Source organism: Sphaerotilus sulfidivorans (assembly GCF_013426975.1).
Lineage (GTDB): Bacteria > Pseudomonadota > Gammaproteobacteria > Burkholderiales > Burkholderiaceae_C > Sphaerotilus > Sphaerotilus sulfidivorans.
In genome coordinates this window covers 1-17390 of record NZ_JACCPY010000027.1, presented here as the reverse complement: position 1 = coordinate 17390, position 17390 = coordinate 1, and the positions used below count along the sequence as shown (strand labels likewise).

Annotated in this window: 17 protein-coding genes; 14 read left to right on the top strand and 3 right to left on the bottom strand. The window is 69.8% G+C overall.

Annotated features, from left to right (window positions below):
* Window positions 1-66 precede the first annotated feature (66 nt).
* The 3 genes from cysE to HZU84_RS14815 all read left to right on the top strand — a co-directional run bounded on the left by cysE (window position 67) and on the right by HZU84_RS14815 (window position 4405).
* Window positions 67-846: a serine O-acetyltransferase gene (gene cysE / locus HZU84_RS14825; RefSeq protein WP_149502749.1), complete on the top strand. Its 780-nt coding sequence runs from the start codon at window positions 67-69 to the stop codon at window positions 844-846.
* Window positions 847-1082: 236 nt separating this feature from the next.
* Entirely contained in the window at window positions 1083-2783 is a 1701-nt protein-coding gene (locus HZU84_RS14820) for a right-handed parallel beta-helix repeat-containing protein (protein WP_180692982.1), read from the top strand.
* Window positions 2784-2881: 98 nt separating this feature from the next.
* Window positions 2882-4405: a right-handed parallel beta-helix repeat-containing protein gene (locus HZU84_RS14815; protein ID WP_180692981.1), complete on the top strand. Its 1524-nt coding sequence runs from the start codon at window positions 2882-2884 to the stop codon at window positions 4403-4405.
* Here HZU84_RS14815 and mog read toward each other — a convergent pair.
* Window positions 4393-5007: a molybdopterin adenylyltransferase gene (gene mog, locus HZU84_RS14810; RefSeq protein ID WP_149502751.1), complete on the bottom strand. Its 615-nt coding sequence runs from the start codon at window positions 5005-5007 to the stop codon at window positions 4393-4395. The genes HZU84_RS14815 and mog overlap by 13 nt on opposite strands.
* Window positions 5000-5635 (bottom strand): ribosome biogenesis factor YjgA, encoded by a 636-nt coding sequence (yjgA, locus tag HZU84_RS14805; protein WP_149502752.1) that lies wholly within the window; start codon window positions 5633-5635, stop codon window positions 5000-5002. The genes mog and yjgA overlap by 8 nt, the downstream gene beginning before the upstream one ends.
* A 104-nt stretch (window positions 5636-5739) precedes the next feature.
* Between yjgA and pmbA the strand changes: the two genes are divergently transcribed.
* The 8 genes from pmbA (at window position 5740) to HZU84_RS14765 (ending at window position 12847) form a co-directional block, all read left to right on the top strand.
* On the top strand, window positions 5740-7173 hold the full coding sequence (gene pmbA / locus HZU84_RS14800) for a metalloprotease PmbA (protein ID WP_149502753.1): 1434 nt from the start codon (window positions 5740-5742) through the stop codon (window positions 7171-7173).
* A gap of 187 nt (window positions 7174-7360) precedes the next feature.
* The gene (locus HZU84_RS14795; RefSeq protein WP_149502754.1) at window positions 7361-8443 is read left to right on the top strand and encodes a TRAP transporter substrate-binding protein; all 1083 of its coding nucleotides are present in this window, start codon (window positions 7361-7363) and stop codon (window positions 8441-8443) included.
* A 157-nt stretch (window positions 8444-8600) separates the two neighbouring features.
* Window positions 8601-9683, top strand: a complete 1083-nt coding sequence (locus HZU84_RS14790; RefSeq protein WP_149502755.1) for a TRAP transporter substrate-binding protein — start codon at window positions 8601-8603, stop codon at window positions 9681-9683.
* A 16-nt stretch (window positions 9684-9699) separates the two neighbouring features.
* A complete protein-coding gene (locus tag HZU84_RS14785) occupies window positions 9700-9924 on the top strand; it encodes a hypothetical protein (RefSeq protein ID WP_149502756.1) in 225 nt (74 codons plus the stop codon).
* 97 nt (window positions 9925-10021) lie between these two features.
* The gene (locus HZU84_RS14780; protein WP_180692980.1) at window positions 10022-10810 is read left to right on the top strand and encodes a hypothetical protein; all 789 of its coding nucleotides are present in this window, start codon (window positions 10022-10024) and stop codon (window positions 10808-10810) included.
* Window positions 10811-10841: 31 nt separating this feature from the next.
* Entirely contained in the window at window positions 10842-11420 is a 579-nt protein-coding gene (locus tag HZU84_RS14775; protein ID WP_149502758.1) for a GTP-binding protein, read from the top strand.
* Window positions 11421-11512: 92 nt separating this feature from the next.
* The gene (locus HZU84_RS14770; RefSeq protein WP_149502759.1) at window positions 11513-11872 is read left to right on the top strand and encodes a hypothetical protein; all 360 of its coding nucleotides are present in this window, start codon (window positions 11513-11515) and stop codon (window positions 11870-11872) included.
* A gap of 54 nt (window positions 11873-11926) precedes the next feature.
* Window positions 11927-12847, top strand: a complete 921-nt coding sequence (locus HZU84_RS14765; protein WP_149502760.1) for a DMT family transporter — start codon at window positions 11927-11929, stop codon at window positions 12845-12847.
* A gap of 19 nt (window positions 12848-12866) precedes the next feature.
* On the opposite strand, the gene HZU84_RS14760 is transcribed toward HZU84_RS14765, so the two are convergent.
* A complete protein-coding gene (locus HZU84_RS14760; protein WP_149502761.1) occupies window positions 12867-13814 on the bottom strand; it encodes a DMT family transporter in 948 nt (315 codons plus the stop codon).
* A gap of 331 nt (window positions 13815-14145) precedes the next feature.
* Between HZU84_RS14760 and HZU84_RS14755 the strand changes: the two genes are divergently transcribed.
* From HZU84_RS14755 to HZU84_RS14745, 3 genes are all read left to right on the top strand, one after another.
* Window positions 14146-14865: a response regulator transcription factor gene (locus HZU84_RS14755; protein WP_180692979.1), complete on the top strand. Its 720-nt coding sequence runs from the start codon at window positions 14146-14148 to the stop codon at window positions 14863-14865.
* Window positions 14866-14884: 19 nt separating this feature from the next.
* Complete coding sequence (locus tag HZU84_RS14750) at window positions 14885-16699, top strand: ATP-binding protein (protein ID WP_149502763.1); 1815 nt, start codon at window positions 14885-14887, stop codon at window positions 16697-16699.
* Window positions 16700-16756: 57 nt separating this feature from the next.
* Window positions 16757-17390 (top strand): type VI secretion system protein TssA (locus HZU84_RS14745; RefSeq protein WP_180692978.1); only part of this gene is annotated, 634 nt, incomplete at its 3' end.

The window sequence follows — 17390 nt, the reverse complement described above, 5'->3', positions numbered from 1 at the left end:
GTCCTACACTTCGCTTTCGTCGGCGACGCTGCGGCGCCGCCTCCCGAAGCTCGTCACGAGTCCGCCATGTTCAGCCGCCTGAAAGAAGACATCGACTGCATCCTCGAACGCGATCCGGCCGCCCGCTCGCGCCTGGAGGTGCTGACCTGTTATCCGGGCCTGCATGCGCTGTGGATCCAGCGTCTGGCGCACTGGTTCTGGGTGCGCGACTTCAAGTGGCTGGGCCGCTGGCTGTCGAACTGGGGCCGCTTCCTGACCGGCATCGAGATCCACCCCGGCGCCACCTTCGGCCGGCGCGTCTTCATCGACCACGGCATGGGCATCGTCATCGGCGAGATGGCCGAGGTCGGCGACGACTGCACCATCTACCAGGGCGTGACGCTGGGCGGCACCTCGCTGGTCAAGGGCGCCAAGCGCCACCCGACGCTGGGCCGCGGCGTGATCGTCGGCGCCAATGCCTGTGTGCTCGGCGGCTTCACGGTGGGCGACGGCGCCCGCGTGGGCTCCGGTGCGGTGGTGACCAAGCCGGTGCCGGACGGCGCCACCGCGGTGGGCAACCCGGCGCGCATCATCGCCGCGCAGCAGGATGCCCAGCGCGAGGCCGCGGCCGCGCGCATGGGCTTCTCCGCCTATGGCGTGACGCAGGGCGAGGATCCGGTCGCGCAGGCGATGAAGGGCCTGATCGACAACGCCTCCAGCCACGAGCACCAGATCGCGCTGCTGTGGCAGGCGATCGAGAAGCTCTCGGCGCGCGCCCGTGAGCTGCCGGCCGACCCCTGCGTGCCCGACGAGGCGCACCGCACCGAGCAGTTCGACGCCGAGCGGCTGAACCGGCTGGTCAAGTAGCGCGGCCGCGCTGTCGCGCAGCCTGTCACGCCAGAGGAGCCGCCTGCGCGGCCACCCCCGTGATTTCGGGGGCTCGGCGCGTGAACCCCTGCCTTCGTTTTTGCCAGATCGGCTCATAGCATGAGCTTCAGGTCGTCCGTGGGGGGCGGCCACCTGGAGTCGTGCTCATGTCTCATCCTCTTCCTGGCTCGTCATGCAGGGCCGCTTCCCGGTCGCATCGGCTCGACCGGCTGGCCATGCTGCTCGCCGGTGCGGCGGCGCTGCTGGCCGGCTGCGGCGGTGGCGAGAACGGTGCCGCCACCGACGCGCCGCTGGCGCAGCTGATGGCGGCCAAGACCACCGGAAAAGCGGGTGGCGGCGGGGGCAAGGGCAAGACTGCTCCCGCTCCCGCTCCCGCTCCCGCTCCGGCACCCGCACCCGCACCCGCACCCGCACCCGCACCCGCACCCGCACCCGCCCCGGCACCGGTGCCACCCGCACTGGTGGACATGCCGCCGTGCCTTCCTTCCGGCAAGGGCATCGACTATCCGGTCGGCCCGGGGCAGGCCTACACCGCACTCGACCAGGTGCCCTGGGAGGGCCTGAAGGCCGGCGACACGGTGCGCATCTTTCCGTCGGCGACGCCCTATGCCGGCAAGTTCCTGATCGCCGCGCAGGGCACGGCCGATGCGCCGGTGCGCATCTGCGGCGTGCGCGCGGCCGACGGCGCGCGGCCGGTGATCGACGGCAACGGCGCCACCACCCGCGCCGCGCTGGCCTCGGCCTATGGCAGCAGCACCTACGCCAGCGACATCCACCAGGCCCGCTCGGTCATCGTCATCAAGCCGCTGGCCACGCAGGGCTGGACCGCCTATCCGCAGCATGTGCAGATCGACGGACTGAAGATCCAGCGCGCCCATCCGTCCTACACCTTCCGCGACGCCGCCGGCGCCACGAAGAGCTATCTGCCCTTCGGCGCCTGCATCTGGGTCGAGCGCGGCCACCACATCACGCTGGCCGACAACGAGATCAGCGACTGCCAGATGGCGATCTTCAGCAAGTCGACCGATGACGGCGAGTTCGCCCAGACCCGGAACCTGCGCATTGCCGGCAACCACATGCACGGCCACGGCATCGCCGGCAGCTACACCGAGCACACCACCTACACCCAGAGCATCGGCGCGGTGATCGAGTTCAACCACTACGGCCCGCTGCGCGCCGGGGCGCTGGGCAACTCGGTCAAGGACCGCTCGGCCGGGCTGCTGGTGCGCTACAACCGCATCGAGGAAGGCGCGCACGCGATCGACCTGGTCGAGGCCGAGGACTTTCCGGTCACCGCGCTGGCGCTGCCCGCCTACCGCACCACCCATGTGATCGGCAACCAGATCCGCAAGACCGGCGACACCGGCAGCGTCATCCACTATGGCGGCGACCACTATGGCAGCTCGCCCGGCGCGCTCTGGGGCGAGCCGATCTACCGCAAGGGCACGCTGCACCTGCAGCACAACACCTTCCAGCTGGGTGGAAAGACCGCCTGGCTGCTGCAGCTCTCCACCACCGAGGAGACGGCCGAGGTGCACGGCAACATCGTCATCTATGCCGACAGCGTCACCCAGCGCAATCTGCGCATGTCCCAGCAGGTGGGCACCGGCTGGACCAGCGGGGGCATCGTCAACCTGGGCATCAACTGGGTGTCGAGCGGCTGGCAGGATTCGGACATCTGGCATCCGGTGCCGGGACAGCTCAATGGCACCGCCGCGCTGATCTCGGGCAGCAGCGCGCCGATCGACCTGGCCACCTGGATCCCGCTGGCGGGCAGCGCGGTGATCGATGCAGCCGCGCCGTGGCCGCTTGTGCTGGCCGGTCATGAGCCGGTCTGGCAGCTCGATGCATCCGGCCGGGCGCAGCCTCGCAGCATCGTCGGCAGCGCCCGCGATCTGGGGTCGGTCGAGCGCTGACCCGACCCTGGCGCAAGGCTTCCGAAAGTTTCCGGAAAGACTTCGCGCCGATCTCCTTGTTAAGTTACATCCAGTTGCAATAACACGGGATGTTTCGCATGGAGATCACTGGAAAGCCTGGAAAGGCGGCCGGGCGGCGGCTGTCGGTCGGCCTGCTGCCGCTGCTGCTGGCAGGCTGCCTGTCGGGCGGCTCGGACAGCGATGCCGCCTCGCCGCAGGCCCAGGCGCTGGAGGCCATCCTGCAGGGCGAGTCGGGCGGCAGCGCGCTGCAGCCCTTCAGCGCCTGCGAGGCCTCCGGCCTGGGGACCGACCACCGCGTCGGTCCGGGCCAGACCTACACCGAGCTGGAGCAGGTGCCCTGGGAGTCGCTGCGGGCCGGCGACACGGTGCGCATCTTCCACCGCGCCGAGCCCTACCGGGGCAAGTTCATGCTGGCCGCGCAGGGCACGGCCGCCGCGCCGGTGCGGGTGTGCGGCGTGCGCTCGGCCGCGGGCGAGCGCCCGACGATCAACGGCAGCGGCGCGGTGTCGCGCCCGGCCCTGGCCGGCGGCTACAGCGCCAGCGCCGAATACCGCCTGCTGCATCAGGCGCGCTCGCTGATCCTGATCAAGCCGCTGGCCAGCGCGGCCGACGCCTGGACCCAGGCGCCCTCGCACATCCAGATCGACGGGCTGCGCATCGTGCGCGCCCACCCCGATCTGTCCTTCACCGATGTCGACGGCGTCAGCCGCCGCTACGAGGCCTTCGGCGCCTGCATCTGGATCGAGCGCGGCCGCAACATCACCCTGGCCGACAACGAGATCGCCGACTGCCAGATGGGCGTGTTCAGCAAGTCGACCGACGACAACAGCGCCTCGGTCACCCGGGACCTGCGCCTGATCGGCAACCACATTCACGGCCACGGCATCCGGGGCAGCGACCGGGTGCATGCGACCTACACCCAGGGCGTGGGCACGGTGATCGAGTTCAACCGCTACGGCGCGCCGCGCGAGGGTGCGCTGGGCAATGCGATCAAGGACCGCTCGGCCGGTCTGACCGTGCGCCACAACCGCATCGAGGAGGGCGCACACGCGCTGGATCTGGTCGAGGCCGAGGATTTCCCGAAGACCGCGCTGGCCACCGCGGCCTACCGCGAGACCCATGTGCACGGCAACGTCATCATCAAGCGCGGCGACACCGGCACCACGGTCCACTACGGCGGCGACCACTACGGCAGCTGGCCCGGCGCGATGTGGGGCGAGCCGATCTATCGCAAGGGCACGCTGCATTTCTACGACAACCTGGTCGAGCTGACCGGCAGCTCGGCGGTGCTGTTCCAGATCTCGACCACCGAGGAGCGGGTGCAGGCCTGGAACAACATCGTGGTCTACGCGCCGACGGTGCAGTCGCGCCTGCTGCGGGCCGATCAGGACATCGGCGCGTCCTGGACCAGCGGCGGCATCGTGACGCTGGGCGCCGACAACCGCATCGTCAGCGGCTGGCGCGACACCAGCCCGTGGCATCCGGTCGGCGGCCAGCTGATCGGTGCCGAGCGGGTGACGACGATCGACGCGATGCCCGCCGATCCGGCGGCGCTGATCGCGCAGTCCGGCGGCCTGCTCGGCGCGCCTCAGGTGCGCTGAGGCCGGCGCGCGGTCTTCGGCCGGAAGGCGCTGACGACCGATTCGCGCGTCTCGATGTAGGGCCCGCCGATCAGGTCGATGCAGTAGGGCACCGCGGCGAAGATGCCCGGGCAGGGCGGCTGCGCGTCCGGCAGGCCTTCGAGCGTCTCGGCGATCGACCTGGGCTGGCCCGGCAGGTTCAGGATCAGCGCGCGGCCGCGGATCACCGCCACCTGGCGCGACAGGATCGCGGTCGGCACGAAGCGCAGGCTGATCTGGCGCATCTGCTCGCCGAAGCCCGGCATGACCTTGTCGGCCACCGCCAGCGTGGCCTCGGGCGTCACGTCGCGCGGCGCCGGGCCGGTGCCGCCGGTGGTCAGCACCAGGTCGCAGCGCTCGACATCGACCAGCTCGCGCAGCGTCGCGCTGATGCCCTCCTGCTCGTCCGGGATCAGCCGGGTGACCCAGGTGACCGGGTTGTGCAGCGCGCGCGCCATCCAGTCCTGCAGCGCCGGCAGCCCCTTGTCCTCGTAGACGCCGCTGCTGGCGCGGTCGCTGATCGAGACCAGGCCGATGCGCAGCGGCTCGGGCGGGGGCAGGGCGGTGGCGGTGGCCTCACTCATCGTCGTCTTCCTGGTCGTCGTCGGCATCGTCCGGGGCGGCTGCGGCGGCGGCCGCAGCCAGCGTGGACTTGATCTGCTGGAACAGCTCGCGATAGGCGCGGCCCTTGCGCTCGGTCGGGGCCTCGGCGCCCTGGGCGGCTGCGGCTGCGGCCTGGTCCTTGCGCGCGTTGCGGATCAGCGTGCGCAGCGCCTGCGCGTCGGTGCCGGGGTGCTCGCCCATCCACTGGGTGAAGGCATCGTCCTCGGCGATCAGGCGGTCGCGCCAGCGCTCGGCGGTGTGCAGCGCCAGGGTTTCCTTGGCGCCGGGCAGCTTGAAGGAGGCCACCGCCTCGCGCAGCGGCTCGGCATCGATGCCGCGCATGATCTTGCCGATGTACTGCAGCTGGCGCCGGCGGCCCTCGTGCGAGCGGATGCGCTTGAGATCGAGCAGCGCGTCGAGCAGCGACTCAGGCATGCCGACGATCGCCTTCAGGCGGTGCGCCGGCATCTCGTCGAGCTCCTTGCCCAGGGCCTGCAGATCGTGCATCTGCTTCTTCAGCCGCGTCTTGCTGGGACGGCCGGAGAAGTCCTCGTCCTGGAAGCCGTCATCGGCGCCGTCGTCGTGATCGAAGTGGTAATTCGGGTGCATGGGTGGGAAGGGGGCTCGGGGACCGGTCGGGTCGGGCTGCCCCCGGTGGGGACGACGGCTATGATACGAGCGACCACCCCCCGCATCGCCAGCCCCGCCTGTCCATGACCGCCAAGACCCGCCGTCCGTCCCGTTCGAAGGCTGCAGCTCCGGCTGCCGCGACCGTGCCTGCCCAGGCGCCCGAGGCGGGTTTCGCCTACAGCCGCGCGCAGTTCGCCGACCTGGTCGAGCAGACGCTGGAGATCGCGAAGTCGCTCGGCGCCAGCGATGCCGGCGTCGAGGTCTCCGAGGGTTCGGGCCTGTCGGTGTCGGTGCGCAAGGGCCGGCTCGAGAATGTCGAGCGCAACCGCGACAAGGCGGTCGGCGTGACCGTCTACCTCGGCCAGCGCCGCGGCAATGCCAGCACCTCCGACTTCTCGCCGCAGGCGCTGCGCCAGACGGTGCAGGCGGCCTACGACATCGCCCGCTTCACCGCCGAGGATCCGGCCGCCGGCCTGCCCGACGCCGAGGATCTCGCGCTGGGCGAGGCGGCCGAATGCCGGCTCGATCTCTTCCATCCCTGGCTGGTCGACGCCGAGGCCGCCGCCGAGATGGCGCTGCGCTGCGAGGCCGCGGCGATGGGCGTGGACCGGCGCATCACCAATTCCGACGGCGCGGGCGTGTCGGCGCAGCAGTCGCACTTCTTCGCCGGCAACAGCCGGGGCTTCCGTGGCGGCTATGCCAGCTCGCGCCACTCGATGTCGGTCTCGCCGATCGCCGGACGTGGCGCGCAGATGCAGCGCGACTCCTGGTACAGCTCGGCACGCGACAAGGCCGATCTGGCCTCGCCCGAGGCGGTGGGCCGCTACGCCGCCGAGCGGGCGCTGTCGCGCCTGAAGGGCCGCAAGATCGCCACCGGCGAGGTGCCGGTGCTGTTCGAGTCGACGGTGGCCGCCGGCCTGCTCGGCGCCTATGTGCAGGCCACCAGTGGCGGCGCGCTCTACCGCCGCACCACCTTCCTGGCCGACAGCCTGGGCCAGCCGGTCTTCCCCGAGCACATCGACATCCTGGAGGATCCGCACATCCTCAAGGGCAAGGGCAGTGCGCCCTTCGACGACGAGGGCGTGCGCACCCGCGCCCGCCAGGTGGTCGAGGCCGGCGTGACCCAGGGCTATTTCCTCTCCAGCTACTCGGCGCGCAAGCTCGGCATGAAGACCACCGGCCATGCCGGCGGCGCGCAGAACCTGCGCCTGTCGAGCCGCCTGACGCAGGCCGGCGACAGCCTCGACGAGATGATCCGCAAGCTCGGCCGCGGCCTGTTCGTCATCGAGCTGATGGGGCAGGGCGTCAACTACGTCACCGGCGACTACTCGCGCGGCGCCGCCGGCTTCTGGGTCGAGAACGGCCGCATCGCCTATCCGGTCGAGGAGATCACCATCGCCGGCAACCTGCGCGACATGCTGCGCGGCATCGTCGCGGTCGGCGCCGACGCGTATGCCTCGGGCAGCCGCACCATCGGCTCGGTGCTGATCGACCGGATGATGGTGGCCGGCCACTGAAGGAAGGGTGTCTGGCGGCGTGTCTGGTGGCGCGCCCGGCGGTGTGACCGCGGCATGAGTCCGCCCCCTACGTAGTCCTGCGCAGGGGTTAGTCTCATGGTTATCCCGAAGAGGTGTTCCTAGAATCGCTCTCGACCCCGAGAGAAGAACAGATTTCGCGAACATCGCCCCTTCAGGACTCATCCGCATGCAACGTCGCTCCTTCATTCGTCATTCCGGCCTGGCCGGCGTTCTGGCTGCCGGCGCTGCGCCGGCCGTGGTGCACGCGCAGGCCAACATCCGCTGGCGCCTGGCCTCGAGCTTCCCGAAGTCGCTCGACACCATCTACGGCGGCGGCGATGTCTTCGCGAAGAAGGTCGCCGAGATGTCGGGCGGCAAGTTCCAGATCACGGTGCATCCGGGCGGCGAGCTGATGCCCCCCTTCGGCGTGGTCGATGGCGTGCAGAACGGCACCGTCGAGTGCGCCCACACCGTGCCGTACTACTTCTTCGGCAAGGACGAGACCTTCGCGCTGGGCGCGGCCATTCCCTTCGGCATGAACAGCCGCCAGATGACCGCGTGGATGTTCGAGGGCAACGGCCTGAAGCTGATGCGCGAGTTCTACGCGCAGTACAACATCATCAGCTTCCCTTGCGGCAACACCGGCGCGCAGATGGGCGGCTGGTACCGCAAGCCGCTGCAGTCGATCGCCGACATGAAGGGCCTGAAGTTCCGCGTCGGCGGCTTCGCTGGCAAGGTGGTCGAGCGTCTGGGCGGCGTGCCGCAGAACATTCCCGGCGGCGAGATCTACCAGGCGCTGGAGAAGGGCACGATCGACGCGGCCGAGTGGATCGGTCCCTACGATGACCAGAAGCTCGGCTTCAACAAGGTCGCGCCGAACTACGCCTATCCGGCCTGGTGGGAGGGCGGTCCGCAGATCGACCTGTTCGTCAACCAGAAGGCCTTCAACAGCCTGTCGGCCGAGTACAAGGCCATCGTCGAGGCCGCGGCCACCTACTCGCATGTCGAGATGCAGGCCAAGTACGACGCGAAAAATCCGGCCGCGCTCAAGCAGCTGGTCTCCAGCGGCACCAAGCTGTTCCGCTTCCCGAAGGACGTGATGGAGGCGGCCTTCAAGGAATCGATGGCGCTGTACAGCGAGCTCTCGGCCAAGAACCCGAACTGGAAGAAGGTCTATACCGACTTCGCCAAGTTCCGCGCCGAGCAGAACCTGTGGTTCCGCTTCGCCGAGTCCGGCTTCGACGACTTCATGCAGCAGCAGAAGCTCTGACCGCTGCGCCAGATTGTCGCTCGGGTATTCCCCGCACGACAGACCGTCCCGCTCTTCCTAGAATGGGACACCCCTGCCCGACTGCCCCGGTGGCCTGTCGGGCCACCCGCGTGATGAAGGCGCTGCAGACAGCGCCGATGACACAGGAGACAGATTCATGGAACGTCGCTCGTTTGTTCGTCATGCCGGCCTGGCCGGCGTCCTGGCCGCGGGTGCCGCGCCGGCCGTGGTGCATGCGCAGGCCAACATCCGCTGGCGCCTGGCCTCGAGCTTCCCGAAGTCGCTCGACACCATCTACGGTGCCGCTGACGAGTTCTCGAAGAAGGTGGCCGCGATGTCGGGCGGCAAGTTCCAGATCACGGTGCACCCGGCCGGCGAGCTGATGCCCGCCTTCGGCGTGGTCGACGGCGTGCAGAACGCCACCGTCGAGATGGCGCACACCGCGCCCTACTATTTCTTCGGCAAGGACGAGACCTTCGCGCTCGGCTGCGCCATTCCCTTCGGCCTGAACAGCCGTCAGATGACCGCGTGGATGTACGAGGGCAACGGCCTGAAGCTGATGCGCGAGTTCTACGCCAAGTTCAGCATCGTGAACTTCCCTGGCGGCAACACCGGCGCGCAGATGGGCGGCTGGTATCGCAAGCCGGTGGCCTCGATGGCGGACATGAAGGGCCTGAAGTTCCGCGTCGGCGGCTTCGCCGGCAAGGTGGTCGAGCGCATGGGCGGCGTGCCGCAGAACATTCCCGGCGGCGAGATCTACCAGGCACTGGAGAAGGGCACCATCGACGCGGCCGAGTGGGTCGGCCCCTACGACGACCAGAAGCTCGGCTTCAACAAGGTCGCGCCGAACTATGCCTATCCCGGCTGGTGGGAAGGCGGTCCGCAGCTGGACTTCTTCATCAACCAGAAGGCCTGGGACGGCCTGTCTGCCGAGTACAAGGCCATCGTCGAGTGCGCGGCCTCCTACGCGCATGTCGACATGCAGGGCAAGTACGACGGCCGCAATCCGGTGGCGCTGCGCAGCCTGGTGTCCAGCGGAACCAAGCTGTTCCGCTTCCCGAAGGACGTGATGGACACCGCCTTCAAGGAGTCGATGGCGCTGTACGCCGAGATCGGCGACAAGAACCCGAACTGGAAGAAGGTCTACGCCGACTACGCCAAGTTCCGCGCCGACCAGAACCTGTGGTTCCGCTTCGCCGAAGCCGGCTTCGACGACTTCATGCAGCAGCAGAAGCTGTGACGACCCGAGGCGCCTGGTGCGCCTCGTGCTGAATGGCCAGACTGCCGACCGCCCGGTGCATGCCGAGGCGGTTTTTTCATTTGTGCCGACCCTGTTTCGAGTGCCGCCCCCCGGTTCGAGTGAAAGTGACATTTGTCACAAGAATGCGGGGGCCAATTTCATCCCGCGCTGGATAGACTTTGTAAAAACAATTCTTGTTCACAAAAATCTGGAAACGGATCATCACAATCCGATGCGGTGAGTTCGAACAGGATTCATGCGTTTCCTGCACCATCGCTTCCATTGTTCCCTGTGCTTTCATGACGGATACCGCTCAGCCTTCCTCCCGTCCCCGGCTTGTGTTGCGTGCCTGGCAGCTGCGTGATGCCGACGCGGGTGCGCTGAAGCTGTTCATGAACCTGCTGCGCAACCGGCTGCAGGCCGAGTGGGTGGCGGCACAGGAGGGCTCGCCGGTCGATCTGCTGGTGCTGCCGGTGGGAGCGGTCGATCCATCCGGCTTCGAGGCCTTGGCAGCGTTCGGGGCGATCCGGCTGAGCATTGCCGCCGATGCCGCGGAGCAGGCTCGTGCTGGGGCGCTGGCGCTGCAGCGGCCGCTGCAGTTCGAGGAGTTCAGTGCGCTGATGCTGGAGATCGAGCCTGGTCTGATCGAGACGGCTGCGGCTCGTCGTGAGGTGCCGGCCCCGGTCAATGCTGCACCCGCGCCTGTGCCCGCCGCTCCGACCGTCACTGCCGCCGCCGCCACCGTGGTCGTCGAACCGGCGCCCGTGGCTCGGCCGTCTGCGCGTCCTGGGCTGGAGCTGGCGCCGGGCGCGCGGGTGCGGCTGCGGCGCTGGCCGGATCCGGTGCAGCTGCAGGGCCGCAAGGGGCATCAGCGGCTGGCCAGCCAGATCGCGGCCACCGCACTCGAGCGCGAGGATCTGCTGTCGCTGTCGGGTCTGCCGGAGGTCGAGGTCGATGCCTTCCTGCAGGCGATGCACCGTGCCGATCTGCTCGAGGTGCTGCCGCCTGAATCCGCCTCGTCCGCCTCGGCGGTGACCGACGTCGCCGCGGCCGATTCCGCCGCCGCCGAGCCGGTGCCGGGCAGCCTGTTCGGGCTGATCCGTCGCCGCCTGGGCATCGGCAGCTGACGTCCGCGCGACGGGTTCGGCCTCTGCTCTGATGCGCGACTGCAAGATCGTCTTCACCGGCACGCCCGGTGCCGGCAAGACCACCGCGATCGCCGCGATCAGCGACACGCCGCCGGTGGTCACCGACGTGCCCAACCGGGATCCTTCGCTGGCCAAGGCCCGCACCACCGTCGGCATGGACTATGGCGAGGTGCTGATCGCCGACCTGGTGCGGGTGCGCCTGTTCGGCACGCCGGGCCAGACCCGGTTCGACTTTCTCTGGCCCATCCTGGCCCACAAGGCGATGGGGCTGATCATCCTGGTCGACAACTCGCGGCCCGATCCGCTGGCCGATCTGCGCATCTATCTCGATGCCTTTGCCGAGCAGCTCGAGCACACCGCCTGCGTCATCGGCATCGGCCGGACCGAGGCGCATCCCGAGCCCGGCCTGCAGGCCTTCGGCGACGAGCTGGCGCGGCGCGGCCGGGTGTTTCCGGTGCTGCCGGTGGATGTGCGCGAGCGCGACGATGTGCTGATGCTGCTGGACTGCATCCTGGCCCAGCTCGAGGCCCGCAACCGCGCCGGCCACGGTCTGGCCCTGATGCGGCATGCCGGACGTCACCTGCGATGAGCGCCTGCGACTCGACACCTCTTTGCTCTCTGTCTTCTCTCTGTCCCGATTTCACGCTTTTCACACTGACTGACCACGGAAGGAAACTCGACATGGCCAACATCAAGCAGAGCCTGGAGCAGCTCATGACCGTCGACGGCGCGATGTGCGCCGCCCTCGTCGACTCGGAGAGCGGCATGATGCTCGGCTCGACCGGCTCGGGCGTCGATCTGGAGATCGCTGCCGCCGGCAACACCGAAGTGATGCGCGCCAAGCTGCGCACGATGAAGCAGCTCGGCCTGGACGATCGCATCGACGACGTGCTGATCACGCTCGGCAAGCAGTACCACATCATTCGTCCCTGCACCCGCCAGGAAGGCATGTTCTTCTACTTCGTGCTGGACAAGTCGCGCGCCAACCTGGCGCTGGCCCGTCGCAAGGCGGTCGATGTGGACCGTGAACTGCAGTTCTGATCTGACTCGGACCAGATCCGGTGCCCGCTGGCGCGGGTTCTAGAATCCGCGCCGATGAATCCTTCCTCACGGATCGCCGGCACTGCAGCCGGACGGCCGGCCCTGTGGCCCGGCCTGGCGTTTGCGCTGATCGGCTCGATCGCCTTCTCCGGCAAGGCCATCATCGTCAAGCTGGCCTATCGGCATGGCACCGATGCGGTGACGCTGCTGATGCTGCGCATGCTGTTCGCACTGCCGCTGTTCCTGGCGCTGGCCTGGTGGTCGGGGCGGGGGCGGCCGGCGCTGAGCCGGCGCGACTGGGGCGCGGTGTTCGGCCTGGGCTTCTCGGGCTACTACCTCGCCAGCTTTCTCGACTTTCTCGGCCTGGCCTACATCAGCGCCAGCCTCGAGCGGCTGATCCTCTATCTCAACCCGACGCTGGTGCTGCTGCTGGGCGTGCTGCTGCATGGCCGCAAGGTCAGCGCCCGGCAGCTGCTGGCGCTGGCGGTCAGCTATGGCGGCGTGCTGCTGGTCTTCGGCCACGAGCTGAACGATCTGGGGCCGAACGTCGGGCTGGGCACGCTGCTGGTCTTCGGCAGCGCGCTGAGCTATGCGGTCTATCTGGTGCAGAGCGGCCAGGAGGTGCAGCGCCTGGGCGCGCTGCGACTGACCGGACTGGCCACCACCGTGGCCTGCCTGCTGTGCATCGGCCAGTTCCTGCTGCTGCGCCCGCTGGAGTCGGTGCTGGCGGTGCCGGCGCCGGTGCTGTGGCTGTCGCTGCTCAATGCCACCGCCTGCACCTTCGCGCCGGTCATCCTGGTGATGATGGGCATCGAGCGGCTGGGCGCGACGCTGGCGGCGCAGACCGGTCTGGTCGGGCCGATGAGCACCATCCTGATGGGCATCTTCATCCTCGGCGAGCCGATGACGCCATGGATCCTGGGCGGCACCGCGCTGGTGCTGGCCGGCGTGGCGCTGCTGGCGCGCTGGCGCTGAATGGCGCGGGCGCTGCGCTTCAGCGCTTCGACGACACCACGATGCCGGCGACGATCAGCACGAAGGCCGCCGCGTGGTACAGGTGCGGCGCCTCGCCGAGCAGCGCGGTCGACAGCAGCGCGGCGAACAGCGGCGTCAGGTTGACGAACAGGCCGGCGGTGGTCGGCCCCACCGCGGCCACCGCTCGTCCCCACAGTCCGTAGGCCACCAGCGACGGACCGACGACGATGTAGGCGATCGCGGCGAACACCGCCAGCGACCACTCGGGCTGGCGAGGCCAGGCCAGTGCCTCCACGCCGGCCGCACCGCCGGCCCAGAGCAGGCCGAAGAGCGTCTGCACCAGCAGGAACTCATGCCACTCCCAGGCGCGCGGCTGGCCGTCCGCACCGGTGACCTGCGGGCGCGCCGCGCCGCGCATCGACGCGGGCGGCCGCACCAGCAGCCAGCTGTAGCCCGACCAGCTCGCGGCCGCCGCCAGCATGAAGAGATCGCCCTGGACGAACTGCACCTGGGCCAGCGCCAGCGGATCGCCCCGGCCGAGCACCACCGCCACCCCGGCCAGCGACAGCGCCGCGCCGATCATCTGGCCGCGCTGCGGCCGCTCCGCGAAGAAGAGTGCGCCGATCAGCAGCATCCACAGCGGCATGCTCGCGGCGATCAGCGTGACATTGATCGGGGTCGAGGTGGTCAGCGCCACATACTGCAGCGCGTTGTAGGCGCCCACGCCCAGCAGGCCGACCAGCGCCAGATAGGGCCAGCGTGCGGCGATGTCGGCACGGTTGCGCGCACCGGCGAGCGCCCGGCGGCCGATCACCAGCAGCACCAGCAGCACCAGCGCCCAGCGGATCGCGTTGAGCAGCAGCGGTGGCACATGGGGCACTGTCATGCGTCCGACCACCGCATTGCCGGCCCACAGCAGCGGCGGCAAGGTCAGCATCAGCACTAGGCGGGGAGACAGGGCGGGCATGGCAGGGCGGTCCGGAAAGGGAGCCGCATCCTAACCGCGAAATAGAACGGTCGTGCAGGACGGAGCGCGCCATGCTTCGGCTCTGGCAGGGCGAGGGTCGTGCATGCCGATGCAGGAATGCGATCTCGGGCAGATGTGACTTATTTCTCGGTTCCGGCGGAGGGGTGCTCAGCGGCGCGTTTTTTTCATCTGCTTGGATGATGCGAAGTGGCGTGACATTCAACACAGTCCGCCAGTCCGGCATTCAGACAGGGGGGAGACGGATCAGGCGCCCGGCCACAGGGACCTGCGTCTCCGCATGAATGGGTTCAGACCAGCGAAGGAGCGCAAGATGGGACGGGATGTCATGGAAGCGGAAGCGGCCGTGGTGGGCATGCGGCCTGCGGAAGGCACGAGGGCCGCGGTCGGCCTGGGGACCGAAGTCCCCGGTGCGCGGCTGCTGCTGATCGACGACTACGAGTTCATCCGCATCGGCGTGCGCACCATGTGCGCGCGGCTGCACGGCCGACCGGTCGAGTGGCACGAGGCGGGCTCGCTGCAGGACGGCATCGGGATCTTCGGCCGCGACGGGCCCTTTGATGCGGTGCTGCTGGATCTCAATCTGAGCGACTGCAAGGGCCTGCAGGGGCTGCGCCTGTTCATGCAGGCGCATCCGCTGGCCCGGGTGCTGATCTTCAGCGGCACGGTCGACGAATTCGTCATCCGCCAGGCCCGGGCGCTGGGTGCGCAGGGCTATCTGCGCAAGACCGGCTCGGCGCAGGAGCTGCAGTCCGCGCTGGCCGAGCTGCTGCCGCCGCCTGAGCGTCCGCGCCTGCCGCTGGCCGCCGAGCGGCTCTTTCCCCGCCTGCCGGGATCGTCGATGTACGACCGCATCGCCGAGCTGGGGCCGCGGCATCTGGAGGTGCTGGAGCTGGTGCTGTCGGGTTGCACCAACCAGGAGATCAGCAGCGCCACCACGCTGTCGCTGGGCACGGTCAAGAACTATGTGTCCTCGCTGCTGCTGGCGCTGGACGTGCGCTCGCGCTCGCATCTGATCAGCCTGTTCCGCTGAGCGCAGCCGCCGGGCCGGCATGGCGCAGCGGCAGATCGTTCGGCGTGTCGTCGTCGGTCCTGGCGAGGGGCGGGAGGCGGCGCCGCAGGATGCACGGGCCGAGCGCCGCTCGGTGCGGCGCCGGCTCGAGGATGCGGCCTTTGCCGATGCCTTCGAGCGGGCGCCGGAGGTGCTGCTGGTGCTGGCCCTGGCGCAGATGGTCAGCGCCGTCTGGCTGGGCGCGCTGCAGCAGCGCGGTGCGGTGCTGCTGTGCGCGATGCTGGCGCTGGCCGGTCTGGTGCCCTGCGCGCTCGGTCACCGCGCGTTGCGCCAGGCGCGGGCGGCCGGTGCGCCGCGCGAGCAGCTGCAGCGGCTGCGCCGGCGCTGGCAGTGCCGCATGGCGCTGGCGCTGCTGACGCCCGCGCTCACGCTGGCGGCCGACCTGCTCTCGGCCGGCCGGGTCGAGCTCGAGGCGGTGGTGGTCCTGGTGCTGGTCAGCCTGTATGTGGCGGCGGTCTGGGCGGCCTGGCCGCTGCTGGGCAGCATGGCGGCGGTGGGTGCGGCCGCTTGCGCGCTGGTCTGCGTCGGCCTCGGCGAGCTGCGTCTGGCCCTGTCGCTGGCGGCAGCGGCGATGCTGGCGCTGTGGCTGCGCCATCAGGTGGCAGCAGTCTGGCTGCGGGCGATGCGGGCCCGTCTTGGGGCGGACGACCTGAGCGCCTCGCTGGCGCGCGAGCGCGATGCGGCGCTGCGCGCGCAGGCCGATGCCCATCGCTTCGTTGCCACCGCCAGCCACGACCTGCGCCAGCCGATGCATGCGCTGGGCCTGTTCGTCTCGTCGCTGGAGCGGCGGGTGCAGGGCACGCCGGAAGCCTCGATCGTGCGCAACATGACCCGATCGATCGAGGCGCTGGACCAGTCCTTCGGCGCGATGCTCGACATCTCGCGGCTCGAGGCCGGCTCGATGGAGGTCAATCTGCAGCATTTCGCGCTGCGCGATGTCTTCCGTCGGCTGCATCTGCATTTTGCCGGGCTGGCGGAGACGGCCGGGCTGGGCCTGCGCTTCTCGCCGGGCGGCAAGTCGGTGCGCAGCGACCCGCAGCTGCTCGAGCGGGTGCTGGGCAATCTGGTGCAGAACGCGCTGCGCCACACCCGCGAGGGCGGCGTGGTGGTGGTCGCGCGCAGCACCCGCACCCACACGAACATCGAGGTCTGGGACACCGGCAGCGGCATCGCGCCCGAAGAGCTGCCGCGCATCTTCGACGAGTTCTATCAGGTCCGCGAGGGTGCCCGGCGCCGCCAGCGCGGCCTGGGCCTGGGCCTGGCGATCGTGCGCCGGCTGGTGCGGCTGATGGGCCACACGCTGACCGTGGCGTCCTGCCCGGGGCGCGGCACGATGTTCCGCATCGGCATCGCCACCGGCGCGCTCGACGAGATGGAGCGCGCCACCGCCGCGGCCGACACCGTGCCGATGCCGCTCTTCGAGGCCCGCTCCATCCTGGTGATCGACGATGACGAGGCGATTCGCGAGGGCCTGACGGCGGTGCTGTCCGAGTGGGGCTACGAGGTGATGACGGCGGCCGGCATCGGCGAGGCGCTGGCCCTGGCCGGCGAGGCGGGCGGCGCGATCGACCTGATCCTGTCGGACCTGCATCTGGCCGACGGCGAGGACGGCCTGGACGCGATCGACAGCGTGCGCCGGCGCTGTGCGCTGCCGGTGCCCGCGCTGGTCATCACCGGCGACACCACCGCCGACGAGATGCGCCGTGTCGAGCAGGCCGGACTGGTGCTGCTGTTCAAGCCGCTGCAGCCGCGCAGGCTGATGGCGGCGCTGCGGCAGATGAGTGCGCAGACCTGAGCAGGGAAGTGACTTTCGGCAGATTTTCGCAGCGCCGGCCCTGCCTAGACTGGCTGCATGAGTTCCATCGATGTCGATGTGCTGCTGTCCCCTCTCCAGGCCGCGTCGCCCTGCGGCGAGACTGACCTGGAGTACGACGAGGACTTCCAGGCGCTGCTGCGCGCCTCGGCCGGGCGGCCGGAGCAGCAGTACGGCGACACGCTGATTCCGGCCGAGGAGCCGGACTGGATCGCGATGCGCCGACATGCGCTGGCGCTGTTCGGACGCGGGCGCGATCTGCGGGTGGCCGTGCAGCTGCTGCGTGCGGCGCTGCGCCTCGACGGCCTGGGCGCGCTGGCGCCGGGCCTGCGCCTGGTCGCCGGTCTGCTCGAACGCTACTGGGACAGCCTCTGGCCGCGGCCCGATCCGGATGATCCCGACGACCACTTCATGCGCATGAACGCGCTGGCGGAGCTGGCCGACGCGGACCTGCTGCTGGCCGACATTCGTGCCGCGCGGGTGCCCGGCGACCGCACCGGGCTGAACGGCCGCCAGCTTGAGCTGGCCAGCGGCCGGGCCGCGGCCCGGCCCGGCGAGCCGGTGCCGGTCGACACCGTCATGGCGCACCACCAGGGCATGTCGCTGGTGGCGCTGGCGGTGGTGCTGCTCGACGAGGCGCCGCGGCGCTGGCTGGGCCGCGACGCGCTGATGC